At 60.9% G+C, this 20,530-nt stretch carries 26 protein-coding genes; all 26 read left to right on the forward strand.

Going from position 1 to position 20,530, the window contains the following annotated elements:
- The first annotated feature begins 2 nt into the window (after positions 1-2).
- On the forward strand, positions 3-530 hold the full coding sequence (gene rfaH, locus AC6I8P_RS23280) for a transcription/translation regulatory transformer protein RfaH (protein ID WP_498031380.1): 528 nt from the start codon (positions 3-5) through the stop codon (positions 528-530).
- A complete protein-coding gene (locus AC6I8P_RS23285; RefSeq protein ID WP_059012859.1) occupies positions 527-1,015 on the forward strand; it encodes a hypothetical protein in 489 nt (162 codons plus the stop codon). Before rfaH ends, AC6I8P_RS23285 begins: the two co-directional genes overlap by 4 nt.
- Positions 1,008-1,187, forward strand: a complete 180-nt coding sequence (locus tag AC6I8P_RS23290) for a hypothetical protein (protein ID WP_059012861.1) — start codon at positions 1,008-1,010, stop codon at positions 1,185-1,187. The genes AC6I8P_RS23285 and AC6I8P_RS23290 overlap by 8 nt, the downstream gene beginning before the upstream one ends.
- A gap of 114 nt (positions 1,188-1,301) precedes the next feature.
- Positions 1,302-1,673: a hypothetical protein gene (locus AC6I8P_RS23295; protein ID WP_059012864.1), complete on the forward strand. Its 372-nt coding sequence runs from the start codon at positions 1,302-1,304 to the stop codon at positions 1,671-1,673.
- Between the two features lie 105 nt (positions 1,674-1,778).
- Positions 1,779-2,315, forward strand: a complete 537-nt coding sequence (gene traV / locus AC6I8P_RS23300) for a type IV conjugative transfer system lipoprotein TraV (RefSeq protein WP_059012866.1) — start codon at positions 1,779-1,781, stop codon at positions 2,313-2,315.
- A complete protein-coding gene (locus tag AC6I8P_RS23305) occupies positions 2,315-2,548 on the forward strand; it encodes a hypothetical protein (RefSeq protein WP_059012868.1) in 234 nt (77 codons plus the stop codon). The genes traV and AC6I8P_RS23305 overlap by 1 nt, the downstream gene beginning before the upstream one ends.
- Positions 2,538-5,183: a type IV secretion system protein TraC gene (gene traC / locus AC6I8P_RS23310; RefSeq protein ID WP_498013365.1), complete on the forward strand. Its 2,646-nt coding sequence runs from the start codon at positions 2,538-2,540 to the stop codon at positions 5,181-5,183. Before AC6I8P_RS23305 ends, traC begins: the two co-directional genes overlap by 11 nt.
- Before the next feature lie 13 nt (positions 5,184-5,196).
- On the forward strand, positions 5,197-5,643 hold the full coding sequence (gene trbI / locus AC6I8P_RS23315) for a type-F conjugative transfer system protein TrbI (protein ID WP_498031381.1): 447 nt from the start codon (positions 5,197-5,199) through the stop codon (positions 5,641-5,643).
- Complete coding sequence (gene traW, locus AC6I8P_RS23320) at positions 5,640-6,263, forward strand: type-F conjugative transfer system protein TraW (protein ID WP_059012871.1); 624 nt, start codon at positions 5,640-5,642, stop codon at positions 6,261-6,263. The genes trbI and traW overlap by 4 nt, the downstream gene beginning before the upstream one ends.
- A complete protein-coding gene (locus AC6I8P_RS23325) occupies positions 6,260-6,544 on the forward strand; it encodes a hypothetical protein (protein WP_059012873.1) in 285 nt (94 codons plus the stop codon). The genes traW and AC6I8P_RS23325 overlap by 4 nt, the downstream gene beginning before the upstream one ends.
- On the forward strand, positions 6,534-7,205 hold the full coding sequence (locus AC6I8P_RS23330) for a hypothetical protein (RefSeq protein ID WP_059012875.1): 672 nt from the start codon (positions 6,534-6,536) through the stop codon (positions 7,203-7,205). Before AC6I8P_RS23325 ends, AC6I8P_RS23330 begins: the two co-directional genes overlap by 11 nt.
- Before the next feature lie 151 nt (positions 7,206-7,356).
- Entirely contained in the window at positions 7,357-7,698 is a 342-nt protein-coding gene (locus tag AC6I8P_RS23335; RefSeq protein ID WP_059012878.1) for a hypothetical protein, read from the forward strand.
- Positions 7,695-8,687 (forward strand): conjugal transfer pilus assembly protein TraU, encoded by a 993-nt coding sequence (gene traU / locus AC6I8P_RS23340; protein WP_498013366.1) that lies wholly within the window; start codon positions 7,695-7,697, stop codon positions 8,685-8,687. Before AC6I8P_RS23335 ends, traU begins: the two co-directional genes overlap by 4 nt.
- A 9-nt stretch (positions 8,688-8,696) precedes the next feature.
- Positions 8,697-9,323: a type-F conjugative transfer system pilin assembly protein TrbC gene (gene trbC, locus AC6I8P_RS23345; protein WP_498013367.1), complete on the forward strand. Its 627-nt coding sequence runs from the start codon at positions 8,697-8,699 to the stop codon at positions 9,321-9,323.
- Entirely contained in the window at positions 9,320-11,188 is a 1,869-nt protein-coding gene (traN, locus tag AC6I8P_RS23350) for a type-F conjugative transfer system mating-pair stabilization protein TraN (RefSeq protein WP_059013067.1), read from the forward strand. Before trbC ends, traN begins: the two co-directional genes overlap by 4 nt.
- A complete protein-coding gene (gene traF / locus AC6I8P_RS23355) occupies positions 11,185-11,982 on the forward strand; it encodes a type-F conjugative transfer system pilin assembly protein TraF (protein ID WP_498013338.1) in 798 nt (265 codons plus the stop codon). The genes traN and traF overlap by 4 nt, the downstream gene beginning before the upstream one ends.
- Before the next feature lie 10 nt (positions 11,983-11,992).
- Complete coding sequence (locus AC6I8P_RS23360) at positions 11,993-12,463, forward strand: hypothetical protein (protein ID WP_059013071.1); 471 nt, start codon at positions 11,993-11,995, stop codon at positions 12,461-12,463.
- A complete protein-coding gene (locus AC6I8P_RS23365; protein WP_059013073.1) occupies positions 12,460-12,663 on the forward strand; it encodes a hypothetical protein in 204 nt (67 codons plus the stop codon). The genes AC6I8P_RS23360 and AC6I8P_RS23365 overlap by 4 nt, the downstream gene beginning before the upstream one ends.
- Positions 12,653-13,276, forward strand: coding sequence for an F-type conjugal transfer protein TrbB (trbB, locus tag AC6I8P_RS23370; RefSeq protein ID WP_498013339.1), 624 nt, complete (start codon positions 12,653-12,655; stop codon positions 13,274-13,276). The genes AC6I8P_RS23365 and trbB overlap by 11 nt, the downstream gene beginning before the upstream one ends.
- Before the next feature lie 32 nt (positions 13,277-13,308).
- Positions 13,309-13,587: a hypothetical protein gene (locus tag AC6I8P_RS23375; RefSeq protein ID WP_059012932.1), complete on the forward strand. Its 279-nt coding sequence runs from the start codon at positions 13,309-13,311 to the stop codon at positions 13,585-13,587.
- 34 nt (positions 13,588-13,621) lie between these two features.
- Entirely contained in the window at positions 13,622-14,989 is a 1,368-nt protein-coding gene (gene traH / locus AC6I8P_RS23380) for a conjugal transfer pilus assembly protein TraH (RefSeq protein WP_498013340.1), read from the forward strand.
- A 62-nt stretch (positions 14,990-15,051) separates the two neighbouring features.
- Complete coding sequence (traG, locus tag AC6I8P_RS23385; protein WP_498031359.1) at positions 15,052-18,048, forward strand: conjugal transfer mating-pair stabilization protein TraG; 2,997 nt, start codon at positions 15,052-15,054, stop codon at positions 18,046-18,048.
- A 15-nt stretch (positions 18,049-18,063) separates the two neighbouring features.
- A complete protein-coding gene (locus AC6I8P_RS23390; protein WP_059012935.1) occupies positions 18,064-18,642 on the forward strand; it encodes a hypothetical protein in 579 nt (192 codons plus the stop codon).
- A 128-nt stretch (positions 18,643-18,770) separates the two neighbouring features.
- Entirely contained in the window at positions 18,771-19,502 is a 732-nt protein-coding gene (gene traT, locus AC6I8P_RS23395) for a complement resistance protein TraT (protein ID WP_141496878.1), read from the forward strand.
- Between the two features lie 30 nt (positions 19,503-19,532).
- On the forward strand, positions 19,533-19,832 hold the full coding sequence (locus tag AC6I8P_RS23400) for a hypothetical protein (RefSeq protein ID WP_059012828.1): 300 nt from the start codon (positions 19,533-19,535) through the stop codon (positions 19,830-19,832).
- A gap of 327 nt (positions 19,833-20,159) precedes the next feature.
- Positions 20,160-20,519, forward strand: a complete 360-nt coding sequence (locus AC6I8P_RS23405; protein WP_059012825.1) for a hypothetical protein — start codon at positions 20,160-20,162, stop codon at positions 20,517-20,519.
- Positions 20,520-20,530 lie beyond the last annotated feature (11 nt).

Genomic DNA, 20,530 nt, shown 5'->3' on the forward strand with positions numbered 1-20,530 from the left:
GGATGAAACAGTGGTACGTACTGAAAACGAAGTTCGCGCAGGAAAAGAAGGCAGAAGCGCACCTCACCAACCAGCGCGTGGAAAGCTGGCTGCCGCTGTATCACGACAGAAGGCTGAGCGGCGGCCGCGTCAGCGCCAGGCTGGAGCCGCTTTTTCCGGGTTACATTTTTGCCCGCTTCGACCCGGAGGAAATCCACACCACCACCATCAGGGCGACCCGTGGCGTGGCGACGATTGTGAGCTTTGGCAGCCGCCTCGCCATTATGGGCGACGCCGATATGGCCGTGCTGCAGCGTGGCGCGCCCGCGGCGGACTCCGGTGAGCCAGCGCTGGCGCACGGTGACGCCCTGGTGATTGAGAGCGGCGTGTTCGAAGGGCTGTCGGCTATATGGCATGAGCCGCAGGGGGCGAAGCGGGCGATGATGCTTATCAGCCTGATGGGCCGACTGGTTGAGCTTGACCTGCGACGGGTGCGTGCGGAAGGGATTAAGTTCAGGCGGGTGGCTGCCGCCGGGCAGGAGGCAGCATGAGCGTTACCTCCGCCACCGAAAAGTCGCGCCGCCGGCAGCTGGGAGATATACGGGGCATGGTGGCCAGCCGGGAGCACGGCCATTTGCCTTATGCCGGCACGCTGGCTGTCTGCATGGTGACATTGCTGGTACTGGCTGTGCTCTGGCGCGAATACACTCACGGGCGAGTCTGGGCCGGCTGGCTGATGGTGCTGCCCGCCGTTGTTGTGGCTGCCGCCGTTGTCATGCGGCTGCGGGAGCCGCTTAACTGGCAGGATCTGATTGCCGGAAGGCTGGCGGTCTATCCATACCGGGACGTCAGGGCCTGGCGTGAACTGCAGCAGGTGGTGGTTGAGGCAGGATTTATTTCGGTCCCCATGCTTGCCTGCTGGCTTGATAAAGAGATGCAGACCTTCACGACGCCCGCCCGGCGGCGGACCTTTGCTTTCACCGGGCGTGAACGGGATGAGCGCGGGGAATCTGACTGCAGGAGCCATCATGAATAAACGCACCCGCCGGGAGCAGCGTATCCGGCTCTGCGCGCTGCAGCTCCGCTACCGTAAAGCGTGGAAGACGCAGGCCAGCAGCTGCCAGCTCGCGGCGCTGCTCACCGAAATCGAGGTGATTCAGCACCGTCTGACCGCAGACAGTACTCAGACGGAGGCTGTATGCAGCTGAGCTTCCAGCGGCTGGCCATCGCGAGTGCCGCCAGCGCCTGTCTGGCCAGTGCGGCGCTGCTGCTCCACCTTTCCGGCTTGGTTCTTTAACCTTATATCTTAATCTGAGGTGCCTATGGATCCTGATAAAACAGTCACCCCGCCGGAAGCGCTGCTCATCCGCGTGACGCATCCCGCCGGCAATATGGTGTTCCGGCTTGAAAGACTTAATACCCGACCGGTTCCGGATGCGGCAATTCGCCCGCTGGCAGAGAATTCCGGGCACGTACCCGCACTCACGGACGTCACGATTGAGCGGCTGGCGGCGTACATTGCTGACGTCATCCGCCAGGTTTCACCGGGCACACCGCGCGCAGATGTCTGGGCGCGCATAAAAGCACCGGTAAAAAACGTACCCGCTGCCAGCAGCCATCGCGCTATGAGCGAGGATGCGCTTAAGGACCTTCAGATGGTGCAAACCTTTATGAAAAAGAAGCATACAGACTGAATCGCGAATTTTTGTGCCTTCACCAGGGCAACCCGCACTATCCGATTAACCCGCACCACTCACCTTTAATACCGCTGCGGCCCGGCCGCCACTGAGGATATCACCATGCAAAAACTCTTTGCGTGCGCACTGCTGTGCGCTGCGCTGACCGGCTGCGCCGGCATGAACTCTGACTTTGACTGCAACAAAACCGCCACCGACCAGTGCCTGTCGATGTCTGATGCCAGCAAACTGGCATCAAAAGGCAAAAGCCTCGACGACCTGACCGCGCAGAAGGAGGCCGGCCCAAAGCCTGCCGCTGAGGCGCTGGCGACGCCCGGCAACGTGAAGCCCGCCGTTAATCCTTACCGCCCCGTGAGCGTGGCGACGCTGACTCCCCGTCCTGTCTCCGGGCAGGCGCTGAGCGCAGACAGTCTCCGGGCATCCACGGTGCCGGTTCACGCAGCAACACCGGTGGTGCCGGGTGATTACAGCGGACCGGGACAGGTAGACGCCCGCCGCATTCCTGACGCGACGCAGCGCCTGTGGATCGCGCCGTGGGTTGACGAGCAGGACAGTTTCCATCAGCCCGCCGTGGTGGAGTTCGTGAAGCAGAAATCACGCTGGGACGAAGATTTCCGGGTTATCAGCGAGGGGGAGTAATGAAAAAACGCTTTTCTTTCCGTTCCGCGCATGAGCAGCGGGCATCTGCATCCTCTGCGGCCGCGCTGCATCACCGGGTCTGGCCCGGTATCAGTCTGCTGCAGGCGGATGTTTCATGCGGTCGTCATTTCATTATCAGCGGCACCACCGGCGCGGGCAAAAGCTTCCTGCTACAGGACGTGATGAACACCGTGCTGCGCACACCATTCGCAGGAGGTCAGCATGCTCAGTAACGTTCTCGAACACCTTGCCGGCATCTTCAGCAGCAGCCGGGACGAGGGCGGTACGAAAGACGCTGCCGCCCTGCTGCGCCAGAGCTTCAGCTATCCGTCCCTGAGCGGCCTGCTGCCCTGGCGCGCCTATGACGAGACCCGGGAGCTCTACGTGAACAGCCGGTCCGTTGGCTTTATTCTGGAGGTGGCGCCCCTGACCGGTGCCAATCAGCAGGTGGTGCAGGCGCTGGACGACCTGCTCCGCAAGAAGCTGCCGCGCAAAACCCCGGTGACCGTGCTGATGGTGGCCAGCAAGTGCGTGGGCGAGATGCTGGACAAGGGACTCAGCCGCGACATGTGGCAGGGCAGCATGGCGCCCCGCCTGAACGCCATCACCAAAGCCTACTGGGAGCGGGCGGCGCTGATGGGGCTGACCAATAAAAACGAGTACCCCCTCTATCTGCGCAACTACCGCGTGTTTCTGGTTTACGGGCAGGCGGGACGGGGCGGGATACGCGCAATGGACGAGGCGGTGCAGCTGCGTGAAACCGTGCGCGTGTCGCTGCTGGCCGCAAAGATGGACTCCCTGCGCGTCGGACCGGAAGCCTTTCTTTCGGTGGTGCGTGAACAGCTGAACTATCGCCAGGGGCAGGTGGTTTCCAGCAGCCGTCACTGGAATGGCGATCAGGAACTGCACCGCCAGTGCGTGGATCCCAGCACGGAGCTCGAGGTCCATCCGGGCTACCTGCGGCTCACCACGGCGCGTCAGCGCGAAGACCGGACGCTTGGTGAGGAAGGGGACTCTGACGTCACCAGCACGCGCATTGTGAGCCTGCAGATGACCAAAACGCCGCTCCAGTTCGCGCTCTGGCAGGCGTCCGACAACCTGCAGAACATGCGCTTCCCCGATCTCGGCATTCCCTGTCCGTTTATCCTGAGCTGGACGGTTTGCGTGGAGGATCAGGTGAAAAGCCAGAACGCCGCGTTCAGCAAAGAGCAGGATCTGGGCAAGAAGGCCGGCACCTCTTACGCGAAGCTGTTTCCGGGCACGGAGCGCGCTTACCAGGAGTGGCGGGGGCTGCGCCAGGAGCTGGCGAACAACGAAATTGCCATGTGCGACATGTCGCTGAATCTGACCCTCTTTACGCCCGACAGCGCGAGTGCACAGCAGAAGTGCGAGGACGCGGCCATCAACGTGTTCCGCAAGAACGAACTGGAAATGTCGGCGCCCCGCTATCAGCAGCTGCGCAACTGGCTCACCACGCTGCCGTTCCTGATGCAGGAGGGGCTGTGGGACGACATGCGGCACATGGGGGCGACCCTGCGCTGCAAGAGCTTTAACGCGGTGAACCTGATGCCGGTAGTGGCCGAGCGTCAGATGTCTCCCTTCGGCAGCCCGCTGCCCACCTACCGGGGGCAACTGGCTTTTTTTGATATGTTCAGCAAAAAAAACGGCACCACCAACGCCAACATTGCGGTGACAGGTACCACCGGGGCGGGGAAAAGCTTCCTGATACAGGAGACGCTGCGGCAGGCGCTCAACTCCGGCGGCTTCGGCTGGGTTATCGACATGGGGCGCAGCTATGAAAACTTCTGCCGGCAGGCGGGGGGCGTCTATCTGGACGGCGCCACGCTGCGCTTTAATCCGTTTGCCAATGTCACCAGCATCAAGCGCTCCGCGGAGCGCATCAAGGGGCTGCTCGCCGTGCTGGCCAGTCCGGCAGAGGCGCTGGATAAAATCAGCGAGGCCATCCTGCAGAAGGGCGTGGTCGCGGCTTACGAGGCGAAGCAGAATAAGGCGCGCATTGACGACGTGGTGGGCTACCTGAAGTCGGATGAGGTAATGAAAGAGTACGGCCGGCAGCCCACCATCATGAACCGTATCGATGAGCTGGTGCTGCTGCTGGATCAGTGGTGCACCTGGGGCACCAACGGCGAGTACTTCAACTCGGACAACCCGACGCTCGATGGGGAAACGCGCTTCACGGTGCTGGAGCTGCTGAGCCTGGAGGACAGTCCCCACCTGCTTTCTGCGGTGCTGTACTCGCTGATACTGGCGATTCAGGAAAAAATGTTCCACTCGTCGCGCAAGCTGAAAAAAGTGGCCATCATCGACGAGGCCTGGCGCCTGTTCAGCGGCCAGAACCCGCACGCCGCGCGCTTTATCGAAACCGGCTACCGCACGGTGCGTCGTCACAAAGGTGCCTTCATTACTATTACGCAGAGTATCAGCGACTTTACCGGACTCCCTGACAAACCCGCGCCGTCAGCGGCCGCAGCCGCCTGGAATAACAGCGGCATCAAGGTAACGCTGCTGCAGGATACGAAGGCGTTCAAAACCTATCTGGCCGCAAATAAAGACCAGTTCAGCGAGATGGAAACCGAAATCGTCCAGGGCTTCCAGCCGGCCGGCGACACGGGCTTCAGCTCCGTCATGATTTCCACCATGAAGGGCAGCTCCTTCCACCGGCTGTTTGTCGACCCGGTCACCCGGGCCATGTTCAGCACCGAACCGGATGAGTTCCAGTACATGAGCGACGCGCAGGCGGCGGGCGCGACCAGCGAGGAGGCGGCGTACCTGCTGGCCAGTGAACCGTGGAAGTTCGGCCCTGAAATGGCCGAACTGGAAGCCTGGGCCGGTCTGAGAACCGCATAACGAGGAATCAGTCATGCAGGAAGAAAAACAGCCTTTATCCGCTGCAGAAAGTGAAACGCCGGACGCACAGTCAGTGCGTGAGGGTGTAACCGTTAAGCGTGCCTCCGGTCTGCTGCGCCGCCGGAGTGTCCGGCTGGCTGCGTTTGCCGCGCTGGTCATCGCGCTCAGCGCCGGCGTCAGCGCGCTGGTTGCGCAGGCCGTACAGCCCGACTACGTGGTGTTTGACATGAAAGGCACCATCGACACCTTCCGCCAGCAGACCGCGCAGTCTGCGCTGGATAAGGAGAGGCTGGCGGCGCTCACGAAGCGCTTCGGCTCTGCGCTGGACGCGAGCCTGTCGGACTGGCAGGCCGCGCACGGCGGCGTCATCCTGGTGAAGGGCGCGGTGGTGGCCGGCGTCACCGACATTACGCCGGCGATTCAGGCCGATATCGCCCGCCAGATGCAGGCGACGCCATGAAGCGGCTCACCACAGCGGTTGCTCTGCTCGCCACAGCGGTTATCTGGTCCGCGCAGGCGAAAGAGCTCGGCACCATCGGCCACCTGTTTCCCATTGCCGAGCCCGACCTGCTGGCCTTTATCGGCCAGCGCCTGCAGGGCATGAAAGACAGCGGTGAGCTGGACCGGCTGCAGCGCGAGGCCGAGGCGCGGGTGAAGGCCCACGCCGTCAGGCCCGCGCCGGTGGCCGGCCTGACGCCGGCGAAAACGGACAGGGCATTCCTGTATGACCCGACCTTCACGGTGCGGGAAACCATCCGGGACATGCGCGGCAACGTCATCGCCCGGGCAGGAGACAGGGTCAACCCGCTGGATAAGGTCGCCTTCAGCGAGACGCTGTATTTCATCGACGGCGACAACCCGCAGCAGGTGGCGTGGCTGAAGCCGCAGCTCGCCGGGCAGCAGAATTATAAGGTCATTCTGGTCAATGGTAACGTGCACGACAGCAGCATCGCGCTGGATGAGCCGGTGTACTTCGACCAGTACGGCACGTTAACAACAAAATTCGGCTTTGAGCACACGCCGGTGCGCATCACGCGCGAGGACAGAATGCTTAAGGTGGAGGAGGTGGCGCTGAAATGAGTCACAACGCACGGGGGCAGACGGCCCCGAAGAAGTTAAAGCGTCATGTCGCACAGGTGCGCCTCGATGACGACGACAAATCCGGGCTGCGCCGCATGACTGCCGAGTTCCCGCTGTACTCGGAGTCGATGATTATGCGCGCGGCGCTGCAGACGCTGCTGGCATGCAGCGGAGAGGTCCGGTCGGCCATCGTGCTGGCCTCGCTCACGGACAAAGATGTAGGCGAGGTCATGCGTCAGCACGGCATGACGGTGCTGACGGGGGTGCCTTATGCAGAATGAACTGCTGCCGCGACTGGTTAATGACTGGAAATCTTCTGAGGCTCCCGTCATGCAGCAGAATGCAGCGCCAGCCGTGCAGCCGGTCTGGAGCGCGCCCGCGCCGGAGCCCGCGTGTCGCGCGGAAATTTCGCTTTCGCCGGCGAGTATTCGTGCACTCGGTGACCTGACGGATCATCTGCCCGCGGCCGGTTTATTCCTTATGCTGCTGGTGCTGTCCGTTGTGATGGTTCGTGTGAGCAGGGTGTTCCCTGCAAAGCAGGCGGATCGGACTGATGCATTCAGCGTTCGCCACGGAACGTCAGTGCCCGCGCCGGCGCCGTTCGGCAGTCCGGCGATGGCTGCACGTGCACTTGCGCATGAGGAAACCGCGTACTGGCAGCAACTGCTGGCTGCTTTCGCGGCCGCCATTGAGCCGGAAGGCTACACCTTCGGCACCGATGCACGGGCAAAAGTGGCGTTACCGCACGACACGCGGGCACGAGCGGGTGCGGCAATTGTGAAAGCGCGCTCGCGACACATTACGCCGCTAGGCAGTGAAGCGGCGCTGGAAGATTTGCAGCTGCAGGCGGCGGAGGACGGTTACGCCGGCAGCTGGGCGGACTGGTGCCAGCGGGGCGCAGAGGCGGCCGGCTGGTATCTCATCAGGTGTGAAGTACGCTAATCAGCGTGATGCTGAAATTTCCTCCCCGCGCAGCGCAGGCTGTTCGTTCCTCGCCTGCGCTGCGGTACGCCTCAGCCTGCCCCCCGCAGGCAGGCCTGATTAACGTCTGACCCCCGGCAGCCCGGCTGCCGCAACCACGGAATTTCCTCTTATGACACACCCCGCTGAAATATCGGCTCAGCCTGTCGTGCGCGATCGCTGGGGCGGCTGGACGCATCCTGCTTTTTTCCTGCCGGCAGGCGGCAATGAGTATCCGCAGCCTGATGAATTTGAAGCCTGGCTTGATGAACACAATCTGCAGTCGGCGACGACCTGGATGGAAAACGACGTGCCTGAATGGATGATGGATGTTTTCCGGAAAACCGGTAACTGCAGCCAGTGGCAGCCTTCCGGCCCCCCGGGCACGGGCTGGTTTACCGGCAGCATCCACGATACGGATGAAGGCCCGGTGTGCGTCTGGCTGCGGCGAAAGGCGGAGGCACGGGACGCATGAAGCGCTTTTTCCTCATACTGTGCCTGCTGACAGCGGGCATTATGGCAAAGCCGGTGATGGCGGCAACCAGCAACGCCGGCGACGGCCGCTGGGTGAATCCCATCAGCGACGTGTGCTGGAAGTGCCTGTTCCCCATGACGCTCGGCAGCATTCAGCTGGCATCCGGCGCGCATCCTGATACACCCAATCCCGCCTCGCCCATCCAGCTGTGCCCGTACGGCATTTTTTACCGGCTGGGGCTGGCCATCGGCTTCTGGGAGCCGCTGGCCATGACGGACGTCACGCGCGAGCCCGGCGTCATGGTGAACATGGGGGGCTTTAAAATCGACCTCGGACGCACCGGCACCGGACGCGGCGGGCAGAGCGACGCGCCGACACCCGGAAGCTTCTATCACGTGCACTGGTACAAGTATCCGCTGATTTTCTGGCTGAACATTATTACCAGCGCAGGCTGCATGCAGACCGGTGATATGGACATTGCCTACCTGTCTGAAGTGGACCCGCTCTGGAACGACAGCACGCTTGCCATGATCCTGAATCCGGAAGTGGCGCTCTTCAGTAACCTGCTGGCGCAGGGCGCCTGCGCGGCTGACTCAATCGCTTCTACCGCGGGCATGCCGCTGGACCCGCTGTTCTGGTGCGCCGGCGCACAGGGCTCGATGTATCCGTTCACGGGCTATACCAGCAACGAGTTTTCTCCGCTGGAGGCTTCGCTGCTGGTCAGCGAACGCATGGCGTTCAAGCTGCATCGCGAGGGCCTGGTCATGGAGACGGTCGGGGCGGACGTGGCGGTGTGCTACGAATATCCATCCCCGATCATCCCCAAGTCCCGATGGCGGTATCAGATGGTGAACATGTACCCCGAACCTTCGGACTGCCATCCGTTCGGCACGACCACGCAGCTGTGGGGCAGCACGCACAACACGCCCGCATCAAAGAAAAACTTCGGCTACCTGATGTGGCGAAAGCGCAACTGCGTTTACCTGTAAGGAATCAGCATGAATATTACACTGACTACGGTGCTGGCCCTCGGCGCTGCGCTGCTCTGCGCGACCACGCAGGCGGCTGAGCAGCCCACCATTTCCGGCAGCGACATGACTTATATGAAACAGCAGCAGCGCGAGCTGGAGCTGTTTAAAAGTCAGCTGCAGGGCATGAACATCACCCTGCCGGACGCGCAACAGGGGCGGGTTGCGCAGATGCAGAATGAGATAGCTGCCGGACAGGCGGATCAGAACAGCGCTACCCGGCAGACCCCGCGCGCGGTGTATTTCGTGAGCCTGGGCATTCCGGAAGAGGGGCTGCTGCCGATGCTCTCTGATGCACGCCGCTTCGGCATTCCGGCTACCCTGCGCGGACTGCTGAACAACGACTTCCGCCAGACCGCAGAGAAGATGTTTGAACTGTCCAGGAAGGACAGGCAGGCGGGCGTGCAGATTGACCCGACCCTGTTTCAGCAGTACGGCATTAAAGCGGTGCCTGCACTGGTTGTGACCTGCGGTGGCAAATTTGATGTGCTGTACGGCAGCCTGCCGGTGCAGCAGGCTCTGGAGGAGGTCAGGCAGCGCGGTGACTGTTCAGCCACGGCGGCGCAGCTGCTACAGAGTGCGGAGGGCGCGCAATGAAGCGCCTGCTACTCATCCTGCTGCTGTTCTCAGTCACCGGGGCCCGTGCTGACGACGTCAGCGATGCTTATAACGCCGGTGCGGGGTATGCCGGCTCGAACAAAGGTCAGGGAACATCGGCAGCAAATGGCACAGACCCGGCGTCCGTTATTCCGGGCTACACATCAAGCCCCTCGCAAAGCGGCTACTACGGCGGGGTGCAGGGCGGAGATGGTGGCATCAGCGATAAGGGCCAGACCGAACTCAGCCAGAACGAGGCCGGGCAGGCAATATCCGACTCGTCCACGAAGAACCCGGCGGTAACCATCGACCCGAACGCCGACTTTATCCGGAACGGCAAAAACGCCGAGGCGAACAGCGGCTCCATCGTGGACGGCACGAACCAGCAGTGCACCACCAAAGTGGTGTCAAAGTCGGTATTTGAGAACTACAGCTGCGACCGGGACGTGGCACAGGTGCAGACGTGTGCACGGACCGGCAGCATTCAGGTCACAGGATCAAAGGAGTATTACAACACTGAACTGGTACTTGATTCCCACAATTCAACAGCAGTAATCCTGGATGATTACTGGGTACGTTTTGACTTTACCGTGCCGGATGACGGGGTAGTCAGCACTGGTACATGGGATTTCCGCTATCCCAGAAGTCCAAATTATCACGGTTCGGATGGCAATCGTATTTGGTACACGATGAAAGCCTTCGACCTCACGGTTGATCATATCCAGCTAAATAATGGCGGGCAGGCCGCGATCACACCGCAGCGCGTAACAAAAGGCCAGACAGTCTCATTATACATTCACTACCACACGGACGGTCACTACAGTGAAGGGCGTGACGGAATCATTAAGAACGCCCGGGATGGCACGTTTGTCATGAAAATGACCTTTCCCTTAACTGCCGAACGTGACACGACCAGCTCACAGGTTGTCTGGAGTGAGTCCTGCGGCTTCGATAAATCAAAGGCTACCGGCACGGCAGGTACGGTGTGTACCGACCCGGGCGGGAGCCGGACGGTAAATCAGAACGGTAAAGACTACACGCAGAGCGCCTCCTGCTGGCAGTACTCGGACGCCTATATCGTGCCGGTCAGCTCAACCGGCAACTGCAGCACGCTGATGGCCAACAAAAACTGCACGGTCTCAGCCCGCAGCTGTACTCAGAAAGAAGGCGGCACCTGCCTGCACGAGCAGGACACTTACCAGTGCCAGACCACCTACAGCTCAGAAGGGCTGCTGTGCGGCGGTCAGTACTTCTGCCGTACCGGTGACTGCAGCGGAACCGACGGCGCCGGCGACAGCGGCTTTGATACCGCGGTGGCGAAGCTTGCCGGCCTGGCCTCGGCCGGCGATGACGTCAAAGCCGATCAGGTAAACGTGAAGGCGTTCACCGGTCAGGCGCTTTACTGCCGCAAGGCAATGGCCGGCTTTTCCAACTGCTGCGTCGACACCGGCTGGGGCAACAGCGCCGGGCTTGCCAACTGCAACAGCGATGAGATGGCCATCGGCAAGGCGAAAGCCAAAAAGGTCACTGTGCTGGTTGGTGAGGCCTGCAACCGGGCGGTGCTCGGCGTATGCGTGCAGAAGAAGCAGGCATACTGCGTATTCGGCGGCAAGCTTGCCCGTATCATTCAGGAGCAGGGGCGCCGCGACCAGCTGCACGTGAGCTTCGGCAGCGGTGACTCCCCCAACTGCCGCGGCATCACGGTGCCCGAGCTGCAGGCCATCAACTTCGACCTGATTAACTTCCAGGACTTCTACAGCGACCTCATGGCCAACCAGAAAATTCCTGACTCCGCCACGATGGTGAAGCAGGCGAAAGATCGCATCGCCGCGCAGGTGCAGGCGCAGACCGGAGGAAAAAAATGAAGCAGATAGTGCTTGCCTGCCTGCTGATGGCGGGCGCCTGTCAGGCTCTCGCGGACGATGCACCGTCAGCTGATGCGGTCGTGACGCCGGCAGAGCCGTTTACCGGCTGGCACTGGTACAACGAGCCGAAGAAAAAAACCGATCCCCCTGCACCGAAGCCTAAGCCCGCGCCGCAGGTGCCGGACTTCAGCCGGCTGTCACCCAGCGAGCAGGCTGACGTGCTGAAAGGCTACACGAAGGAGGCGCTGAACAACGCCATCCTGCACCCGTCTGCGGAGAATACGGCCACCTTCCTGCGCTGGCAGAAGTTCTGGACCGACCGGGCCTCGATGTTCAGCCAGTCGTTCGCGGTGGCGCAGCTTGACCATCCGGATCTCGACTACAACCTGGAACACCCGCACTACAACAGCACCGCGCCGCTGCAGCAGGCGCGCGATCAGGCCGAGCAGACGCAGGCCATCAGCGAACTCGCCGGGCAGTACGGCCTGTTCTACTTCTACCGGGGCGGGGACCCGATAGACGCGCAGATGGCAGGCGTGGTGGCGGACTTTGCCCGCATGCGCCACGTCTCGCTGATACCGGTGAGCGTGGACGGCACGGTGTCGCCGCAGGTGCCTGACAGCCGTCAGGACGCGGGACAAAGCGCGCGCATGGGCATTACCCACTTCCCGGCGCTGTTCTTGGTTGACCCGAAGTCAAAAAGCTACCGCCCGCTCGCCTACGGTTTTATGACGCAGGACGACCTGGCGAAGCGCTTTCTTAACGTGGCCACCGGCTTTAAACCTAACTTCTGAGGAGTTCCTGATGCTGACGCTATCACCCGTCTGGCACGGGCGGCTGCGCGCTGCCCGTGGCCTGACGAACCTGCTGATGCAGACGCTGGTTATCCACCCGGCGCTGCTGTTCTTCCTGCTGTTTCTGCTGTCCGCACACAACACCGGCGGTGCCGGACAAATGCTCCTGAGCGAGGCCGAAAATCTGGTGCGAGACGCGCCGGCGGGGCAGGTATGGGGCTGTGTATCGCCGGCCACGCCCGTGATGTCGTTTCCGCCCGCCTCCCTTACCGCACTTCGTGACGGCACCCCCGTTCCGGATGCGTTAAAAACTGCGCCACCGCCCGTGAAGTGCGTGAAAACGGCGGTCAGCCGCGAGGCGTGGGCTGCTGAGGCCGGCAGCACGCTGCTGTTCCTCTACAGGACCGCAGTGATGCTTTCCGTCATATCGGGGCTGGCAGTGTGGCACTTCCGCCGCCGGGCAAAAGGAGAAACTGTATGAACCGACTGCCTCTGATTATCACGCTGTTTATGGCGGGCATTATCTTCAACTGCCTGCGCCAGCTGCTGACGTACTCCGAGAGCCTGACGTACGACGTGCTGATCGTCGTGTCGGCGGCGTGTTTTGTCCTTGTGGCTCTGGGGATTATCACCGGGATCATCGCGCACCGCCGCGCGCCGGGAGGCCATCATGAAGCTTAAGGTTCTGCTGGCGGCAGCGCTGCTGCTGCCGGCGCTTGCGCAGGCGTCCGTGGCCGATGAGATCGCCGCGCTGGAGCAGGCAAAGGGGCAGCAGGGGGCACAGCTGCCTGACTTCGGGCTGCCCGGCAGCCAGGCTGCCCGACGCGCACCGGTGAAGCCGCCGAATCTGATGACGCTGACCGACGGCCGGCGCGTGAACCTCAACGACTACGCCGTGGTGGTGTTCATGCAGCGCGGCTGCCAGTACAGCGCGAAGTTTGATCCAAAACTGAAGGCGTGGGCGGATGAAACCGGCATAAAAGTGTATCCGTACACGCTTGACGGGTACGGCGATACATCCTTCCCGGTGGCGCTCATTCCGCGCAAGGCCGGGCCGGACGAGCCCATCGCCGGCGAGATCCTGACGTTCTTCGGCAACGGTCTGCCCATTGCGACGCCGACCACCTTTATGGTCAACGTGAACACCAACATGGCTTATCCGCTTTATCAGGGCGATACCGACATGGGCACGGTAAGCCAGCGCCTCGCGCAGATGATAGAGGCCGACATTGACCACCTGCCGCCCGACACGCTGGGGCCGGTACCGAGCAGTGCTTCGCTGACCCCGCAGTAACTCACGCGGCCCCGCCGCATACGGAAAAAATCATGACGGAACACCCTTTTACGCTCTCGCGAACCGAGACGGCGCTGCTGCTCGTCTGCGCCTCAATGCTGGCGGCGGCCGGGATTTACGCCTGGCTTGCCTGCGACCTAGCCCGCCTGCCCGCCGGTGTCGCTTACGGCACCGATGCGCTGCTGCTGAGCGGGCTGCAGCTCTACCCGCTGCTGTTTCTGTTTGCCCTTGCCGGCGGCTTTGGCTGCGGCGCGCTGGTCAGCATTACGCTGCGCCGGCACGGATTCATGACTGACCGGAGTTTTCAATGAAGAAGAGAGACCATTCACAGGCGGGGTCAGCATCATGAACCTGCGAAAAATACTCATCAGTACCCTGACGGCGCTGACCATCAGCAGCCCGGCGCTGGCCGATGTGCAGGGCGACCTCAACGGCTACTTTGGCAGTCTCGGCTTTGACGGCAACGTCTCAAAAGCGCAGGCGTGGCAGGGGCAGGCCGCGGGCTACTTCACCGGCGGTTCGGTTTATCTGCGTAACCCCGTCAAACAGGTGCAGCTCATCTCGATGCAGGTGCCCTCGCTGAACGCGGGCTGCGGCGGCATCGATGCCTACCTCGGGGCGTTTTCCTTTATCAACGGCGCCGAGGTGCAGCGGTTCGTGAAGCAGATTATGAGTAACGCCGCCGGCTACGCCTTTGACCTCGCGCTGCAGACGATGGTGCCGGAGCTCAAGCAGGCCAAAGATTTCCTGCAGAAGCTGGCCTCGGACGTGAACTCCATGAACATGAGCTCCTGTCAGGCAGCGCAGGGCATCATCGGCGGCCTCTGGCCGGTTTCGCAGGTGTCCAATCAGAAAATCTGCCAGGACATTGCCGGCGAGAGCAACATTTTCTCTGACTGGGCGGCGTCCCGTCAGGGCTGCACGGTGGGCGGGCAGGGTGACAGCGTCACCAGTCGCGCCCCGGATAAAGATAAAGACCAGGTGCTGAAAAACAAAAACCTCATCTGGGACGCGCTGGGCCGCAATCACCTGTTCGACGGCAACCGTCAGCTGAAGGAGCTGGTGATGAGCGTGGTGGGCTCCATCATTTTCAACAAGGACGGGCAGGTTACCATCCTGACCCCGCTGGTTGATAACCGCGACATCATCACCGTGCTGATGCGCGGCGGCACCGCGAAGATTTACGGCTGCGACGAGCAGGATCTCTGCCTCGGTCCGACCGTTACCAGCGTGACGGTCAGCAGCGACGTGGCGCTGGTCACCCAGGTGCGCAACCTGATGATTTCCATCGACAGCAAGCTCAGTGCTGATACCGGCCTGTCGGACAGGGAAAAGGGCTTCATTAACACCACCTCGGTGCCGGTGCTCAAGTATCTGACCAACTCCCGCAGCATGGGCATGAGCCCGACCTACCTGATTCAGGTCGCGGACTTCATCGCGCAGGACATGATGATCCAGTATCTGCAGGAGCTGGTGAAGCAGGCGAGCCAGTCGCTGGCGGGTAAAAACTTCCCGGAGCAGGCCGCCGGCGAGCTGCGTAACAACGTGATGACCGCAACCTCGCTGCTGGCGCAGATGAAGCTGCAGTCGACCGCCGACCAGAATGCGCTGGACGGCATCGATCGCAACATGCAGTACCTGCAGCAGCAGGTATCGACCATTATCTCAACGTCCTATCAGGGCAACTATCAGTGGGGGACCGGCAATGACTGATTTTACGGTGCCGGACAAGATCGCAGCGTTCTGGCAGGGCAATTCTCAGCGGGGTATCCGTCATGACTGAAGTCTGGACCATTTACGGCGGTGACATGTGGCGGCAGGTGTTCAACGGCGTCGTCACCGTCATCGGCGCCGGCACCTTTACCACCCTGCTGCGCATCGTCGGCCTGTTTGGCGTGCTGGGCGTGGTGGTGTCGTTTGTGAAAACCCGCAACCCGATGGTGTTTCTGTACTGGCTGGCGGTATTCATGTTCATCACCTCCGCGCTGCTGGTACCGAAACGCAGCGTGCAGATCCACGACATCACCGACCCGGCGGCGGTGTACGAGGTGGACAACGTGCCGGCGGGGCTGGCCATGATTGCGGGCCTGTCTACCGGAGCGGGTTTCGGGGTGGCGCAGCTTTATGACTACACCTTTGCCCGCCCGGACTCGCTGACCTACACGAAGTCGGGCATGCTGTTCGGCTCGCAGGTGGTGGCGCAGACCACGGACTTCCGCTCGCAGAACCCGCAGCTGGCGCAGATGCTGACCGACTACGTCGAGAACTGCGTGGTGGGCGACATCCTGCTCAACAACAAGTACACCGTGTCGCAACTGCTCAACAGTACCGATCCGCTGACGCTGATAACCGACAATCCGAGCCCGCTGCGCGGCCTGTATCAGGACACCGGCGGCGGCCGGCAGTTTATTACCTGCCAGCAGGCGGCGGCGGTCATCAAAAACCTTATCGGGGCGGACGTGCGCATCGGCGGCGCCACCTGGCATAAGCTTGCCACGCGCGTGTTCGGCAGCCGGGTGAGCGCCGACAGCCTGCTCGGCAACGCGATGGACGAGAGCTACAACTTCTTTTACGCGGGCGGGCTCAGCGCCTCGCAGATTATGCGCAACAACATCACCAACGCGGCCATCCGCGACGGCTGGAAGGGGTTTGCGGCGAGGTCGTCGGATACCGCGAACCTGGTGAACCTGGCCACGGAGTCCAGCCTGACCAAGCAGCGCCTGAGCTGGGCCTCGTTCGGTACCATCATGGGCCGTATGCTGCCGATGTTCCAGTCGCTGCTGATGCTGATACTGATTGCGCTGTTCCCGATGGTGATCGCGCTGGCGCTGGTGAATCACACGATTTTCGGCCTGAACACGCTGAAGATCTACGCGGGCGGCTTCCTGTACTTCCAGATGTGGCCGGTGATGTACGCCATCCTCAACTCGCTGGCCAACTTCTACCTGCAGACCAAAACCGGGACGACGGCGCTGGTGCTGTCTAACCAGGACCAGGTGGCGCTGCAGCACTCCGATGCGGCCAACATCGCGGGCTACCTGAGCGCCTCTATCCCGGTGCTGTCGTTCTATCTGACCAAAGGGGCCGGGGCCATCGCCTCGCAGGTGGCGGGCAGCGTCATCAGTTCGGCGGCGTTTACCACCGGCGGGCAGGCGTCCACCACGGCGGACGGCAACTGGTCGTTTAACAACATGTCGATGGATAACGTCAGCGCCAACAAGTTTGACACCAACATGCTCCGCCGTTCGGGGTCGCAGAGCGTCCAGACCGGCAACAATGCGATGATGACGCAGACGGCGGACGGCCACACGGTGGTGGATACCAGCCAGGCGATATCCAACCTGCCGGTGAGCATGCGGCTGAGCTCGCTGGCCAGCAGCGGGTTTTCCGAGCAGGCGCGGCAGGCGGAGCAGCAGGCGCAGAGCTCGCTCGATGGCTACAACCACAGCGTGACCAGCGGCTTCCAGCAGCTGAACCAGCTGACGCAGCAGAGCGGCAACAGCGACAGCGTGACCCAGGGCAGCGACAACAGCGTGGCCACGAACATTTCAAAGGGCACAAGCCAGATGCAGTCTGCGGTGGAGGGGTATGCGAAAGCCAACCATATCTCCCAGCAGGAAGCTTACAGTCAGTTGTCGAATGCAGCTGTAGACAGGTCTGCAAATATTGGAATGAGTGGTAAGTTTGACTCCAGTAAAACGCTCTGGGGTAAAGCTGGTGAATGGGCTTTAGGGGTCAGTGGCGAAGTCCATGGCGGCATAGAAGGTAAGGGCAGCTTAAGCGAGCAGCATGGTGTACAGGGCTCACATTCAGCCGGCACAGACCTTCGTCAGGATAAGAACAGCCAGTATGTGCGTGATTTCCGTCAGGGTGTGGACATGGTGACGTCGACCCGCCTGAGCGAGTCGGGCAGCCACACGGACAACCAGTCGAACTCGCTGGCACAGCAGTTTGCGGCGACGCTCAACGACGCAAAGAGTCAGTACCATCAGTATATGGAGAGCAGCACCCGCAGCCAGGAGTTCAGCCGTATGGCCACGCTGTCGCAGACGCAGAGCGCGAGCCTGGACGCCAACTACAACCAGGAGTTCGTGGACTGGACCACCGCGAAGTACGGCAGCGACGCGCAGAACATCCTGACCAACGTCCGGAGCGCGCAGGGTGCGGCCACCGAGTTTATGCACGAGCGGCTTGAGCCGGAAATCATGCGGAATTATGCAACACGCAGTGACCAGGTGAACAGTGAGCCGCTGCAGCCAGCGCAGTCGCTGGATGGGTCGGGTACCAGTGCGACACTGGCGGCGGGGGAACACTCGGACAACGGCCATAACGTACTGGCGGGTGAATCGCAGGCACCGCACAGCGGAATCCGCCGGGCAACGGCTGCGGACGTACATGACCGGGAACGTCACCTCAGTGTTCCGGTAGACGTCCCGTCTCAGACCATGACCGATAATTTCCACAGTGGGTCGCAACGCGTAAATGAAGAGGCCTCGGGGACCGGCATTCAGAGTAATGTGGCAGACAGGGTCGCAGCACAAAGATCTGGCCTGATGGAAACTGTCAGGGAAAATGACGGTAAAATCGCCGAAAATAAAACCACTGTTCAGACGTCCAGTGATATACTGAAAGGAGAACATGATAAGGGGCAGGGGCAGTTTGCCAGGGGCTTTGTAACGGAGCAGGGCAAGCAGAAACTATGGACGCACACGCCTGAGAATAAAGAGTTTGAGGAAAAGCTGCAGGAACTCCGCAGACGAACCGGCAACTAATAAAGGAATTTAACGATGGCTACCATGACGCGCATTGACATCAGTAATGACGTGAACATGCTGATGCAGAATCTGGAAGACAAAAACCGTCCACTTGTTTCGCCTGCTGCTGCATTAAAACTCAGTATGACATGGCCAGTCGCCTGTGTGATGGGGTATGTACTGGCACTGCTTTGGATGGCATACAGCTTTACTCCTGAGCAAGATCTATTTGGGAATAACGTCCATTTTTCTGACAAAATGCAGTTTGAAATGTTTGCCACGGGTATAACGGTATTGAGTGCACTTGGCGTTGGGGCTTCTCTATATAACTCAGCATTGGTATATCTCTCATTTGATGAGAATACACGTAATAATTCTTTCATAATTAACCGCATTAGAAAGTTGACGGGCCTTATGGGGCTTGGAGCAGTTATTGTAAACTGGGGAGTGGCTTTAGTGGGGGCCGTGATTGAGCCTAAAGTGATCGGCATTAGCACATTAGTTTTCTTATTATCAATTCTCGTTATACAGATGGTAATCAGTGCTGAACTGACCCGCTATGGTATTGCTGGTGCAATGAGTAAATTCGCCAGACTCATCAAAAAGATTTAAGTTCTCTCGGCTCCTGCCGATATCCCTTCCGGCATTCTGACGGAAGGGTTTCTCTCTAAATCCCTGTATAAAACAGCGTGCCCCGGGGCGCGCCTGTCCCGTTTTTTCCATTTAACAAGGATACGTCTATGAAATACCGTAACGCCTTCGTGGCGGCGATTGCCGCTGCCTCCCTGATGCTTTCCGGTTGTGGTGCCATGAGCACCGCCATCAAAAAACGCAACCTCGACGTCAAAACCCAGATGAGTCAGACCGTCTGGCTTGAGCCGTCCAGCCAGAAGACTGTTTACCTGCAGGTTCGCAACACCTCCGACAAGGACATGAGCGATCTGGAGCCGATGCTGGCGCAGGATCTGCGCGCGAAAGGCTATACCGTGACGTCAAACCCTGACGCTGCGTACTACTGGATTCAGGCCAACGTTCTGAAGGCCGAGAAGATGGATCTGCGTCAGGCACAGGGTTTCCTGTCCTCCGGTTACGAAGGAGGCGTAATGGGCGCGGCGCTGGGCAGCGGGATCACCGCCTACAACAGTTCTTCCGGTGGTGCTATCCTCGGCGTCGGCCTGGCGGCCGGGCTCGCGGGTATGGCTGCAGACGCACTGGTAGAGGATATTAATTACACGATGGTGACCGATCTGCAGATTTCTGAACGCAGCAAAACAGCCGTCACCACGGACAACGTCGCGGCGCTGCGTCAGGGCACTTCCGGCATCAAGCTGCAGACCAGCAGCGAAGAGGGGAACCGCATGAAATACCAGACCCGCGTGGTGTCGAACGCGAACAAGGTCAACCTGAAGTTTGAAGAGGCGAAGCCGGTGCTGGAAGCGCAGCTGGCGAAGTCCGTTGCCGGTATCATGTAATTCATCCAGCTGACAGGTGCGGGAGGCGCCATGCGCAGAAAAATTGAACGACTGGCGTCTTCATTGCCCGTCTTCCTGAACCTGATGCTGACAGGCGCCATCATTACCCTGCTGCTCGTGAACGTAACGGACAGCTGGCTCCCCTGGCGTTTTGTGGACTGGCTCCGGCTGCTGGATGCCGCGCCGGGTGGGGCGGGAACGGGAGCGTTCTGCCTGTTCATGCTGGCGGCGATGTTGCTTTATATCATCAGTATGGGGGCGTGCGGGCTGATCCTGGCCGCCGTGCTGCTGACGGCCATAAAGCACATCCTGAAGCTTGCAGATCGCTGAATTACCTGGTATTGGTAAACAACCGGTGAGAACCGGCGGCACGCGCCTTAAGGAGAAATGAGAACACTCTCCTGACAACGGGGCGCCTGCCGCCCCCCGTCTGTGCCCCTCGGGCAGCGGACACCGGGACAGCACCACCACCACCACCACGGGTGCTGTCCTCCTCCCTCACGGGATCCCCTTTTACGCTTTCCCCCTGATGCACGGGGTGGCGGGAGCGTGGCTCTGATTTCCCTGACGTATTACTACTGCGCTTCGCGCGCGTCGGGAATAGCGTTGTAACGGCTGTATTTAACCCCTGTTCTTAACTTCCTGAAGGAAAACCCCATGCTCACATTCAACGGTGCGGCACGCACCCTTATTGTCTGGACTACCCTGTTTTTTGCTTGGAGCGCCCTCGTGCTGTGGCAGTTCGGGCCTGACATCGTCAGAACCCTCATGACACACAGCCAGCTCTACGCGTATGACCTTGCCACCCGCATGATGCAGGGCGATATGATGCCGCCGGGCGTTATTACTGCGCTGCTGGTTTTACTGGTGCTGACGGCCGGCAGCGTGCTGTCTGCCCTGACGCTTGCCTGCTGGAACCTGCTGTTCCTTGCCTGCGGTCTCCCCCTGATGGCTGGTCACTGGCTGCAGCGCCGCACGGGACATAACCGCACGCCCGCACTGCGCACCCTGAAATAATCTCCGGGGCC

It is taken from the genome of gamma proteobacterium symbiont of Lampromicra miyakona (assembly GCF_059730895.1).

What these genes read in the sequence shown, in the direction of transcription:
- rfaH (WP_498031380.1), top strand. Translation starts at nt 3, where the DNA reads ATGAAACAGTGGTACGTACTGAAAACGAAGTTCGCGCAGGAAAAGAAG.
- AC6I8P_RS23285 (WP_059012859.1), top strand. Translation starts at nt 527, where the DNA reads ATGAGCGTTACCTCCGCCACCGAAAAGTCGCGCCGCCGGCAGCTGGGA.
- AC6I8P_RS23290 (WP_059012861.1), top strand. Translation starts at nt 1,008, where the DNA reads ATGAATAAACGCACCCGCCGGGAGCAGCGTATCCGGCTCTGCGCGCTG.
- AC6I8P_RS23295 (WP_059012864.1), top strand. Translation starts at nt 1,302, where the DNA reads ATGGATCCTGATAAAACAGTCACCCCGCCGGAAGCGCTGCTCATCCGC.
- traV (WP_059012866.1), top strand. Translation starts at nt 1,779, where the DNA reads ATGCAAAAACTCTTTGCGTGCGCACTGCTGTGCGCTGCGCTGACCGGC.
- AC6I8P_RS23305 (WP_059012868.1), top strand. Translation starts at nt 2,315, where the DNA reads ATGAAAAAACGCTTTTCTTTCCGTTCCGCGCATGAGCAGCGGGCATCT.
- traC (WP_498013365.1), top strand. Translation starts at nt 2,538, where the DNA reads ATGCTCAGTAACGTTCTCGAACACCTTGCCGGCATCTTCAGCAGCAGC.
- trbI (WP_498031381.1), top strand. Translation starts at nt 5,197, where the DNA reads ATGCAGGAAGAAAAACAGCCTTTATCCGCTGCAGAAAGTGAAACGCCG.
- traW (WP_059012871.1), top strand. Translation starts at nt 5,640, where the DNA reads ATGAAGCGGCTCACCACAGCGGTTGCTCTGCTCGCCACAGCGGTTATC.
- AC6I8P_RS23325 (WP_059012873.1), top strand. Translation starts at nt 6,260, where the DNA reads ATGAGTCACAACGCACGGGGGCAGACGGCCCCGAAGAAGTTAAAGCGT.
- AC6I8P_RS23330 (WP_059012875.1), top strand. Translation starts at nt 6,534, where the DNA reads ATGCAGAATGAACTGCTGCCGCGACTGGTTAATGACTGGAAATCTTCT.
- AC6I8P_RS23335 (WP_059012878.1), top strand. Translation starts at nt 7,357, where the DNA reads ATGACACACCCCGCTGAAATATCGGCTCAGCCTGTCGTGCGCGATCGC.
- traU (WP_498013366.1), top strand. Translation starts at nt 7,695, where the DNA reads ATGAAGCGCTTTTTCCTCATACTGTGCCTGCTGACAGCGGGCATTATG.
- trbC (WP_498013367.1), top strand. Translation starts at nt 8,697, where the DNA reads ATGAATATTACACTGACTACGGTGCTGGCCCTCGGCGCTGCGCTGCTC.
- traN (WP_059013067.1), top strand. Translation starts at nt 9,320, where the DNA reads ATGAAGCGCCTGCTACTCATCCTGCTGCTGTTCTCAGTCACCGGGGCC.
- traF (WP_498013338.1), top strand. Translation starts at nt 11,185, where the DNA reads ATGAAGCAGATAGTGCTTGCCTGCCTGCTGATGGCGGGCGCCTGTCAG.
- AC6I8P_RS23360 (WP_059013071.1), top strand. Translation starts at nt 11,993, where the DNA reads ATGCTGACGCTATCACCCGTCTGGCACGGGCGGCTGCGCGCTGCCCGT.
- AC6I8P_RS23365 (WP_059013073.1), top strand. Translation starts at nt 12,460, where the DNA reads ATGAACCGACTGCCTCTGATTATCACGCTGTTTATGGCGGGCATTATC.
- trbB (WP_498013339.1), top strand. Translation starts at nt 12,653, where the DNA reads ATGAAGCTTAAGGTTCTGCTGGCGGCAGCGCTGCTGCTGCCGGCGCTT.
- AC6I8P_RS23375 (WP_059012932.1), top strand. Translation starts at nt 13,309, where the DNA reads ATGACGGAACACCCTTTTACGCTCTCGCGAACCGAGACGGCGCTGCTG.
- traH (WP_498013340.1), top strand. Translation starts at nt 13,622, where the DNA reads ATGAACCTGCGAAAAATACTCATCAGTACCCTGACGGCGCTGACCATC.
- traG (WP_498031359.1), top strand. Translation starts at nt 15,052, where the DNA reads ATGACTGAAGTCTGGACCATTTACGGCGGTGACATGTGGCGGCAGGTG.
- AC6I8P_RS23390 (WP_059012935.1), top strand. Translation starts at nt 18,064, where the DNA reads ATGGCTACCATGACGCGCATTGACATCAGTAATGACGTGAACATGCTG.
- traT (WP_141496878.1), top strand. Translation starts at nt 18,771, where the DNA reads ATGAAATACCGTAACGCCTTCGTGGCGGCGATTGCCGCTGCCTCCCTG.
- AC6I8P_RS23400 (WP_059012828.1), top strand. Translation starts at nt 19,533, where the DNA reads ATGCGCAGAAAAATTGAACGACTGGCGTCTTCATTGCCCGTCTTCCTG.
- AC6I8P_RS23405 (WP_059012825.1), top strand. Translation starts at nt 20,160, where the DNA reads ATGCTCACATTCAACGGTGCGGCACGCACCCTTATTGTCTGGACTACC.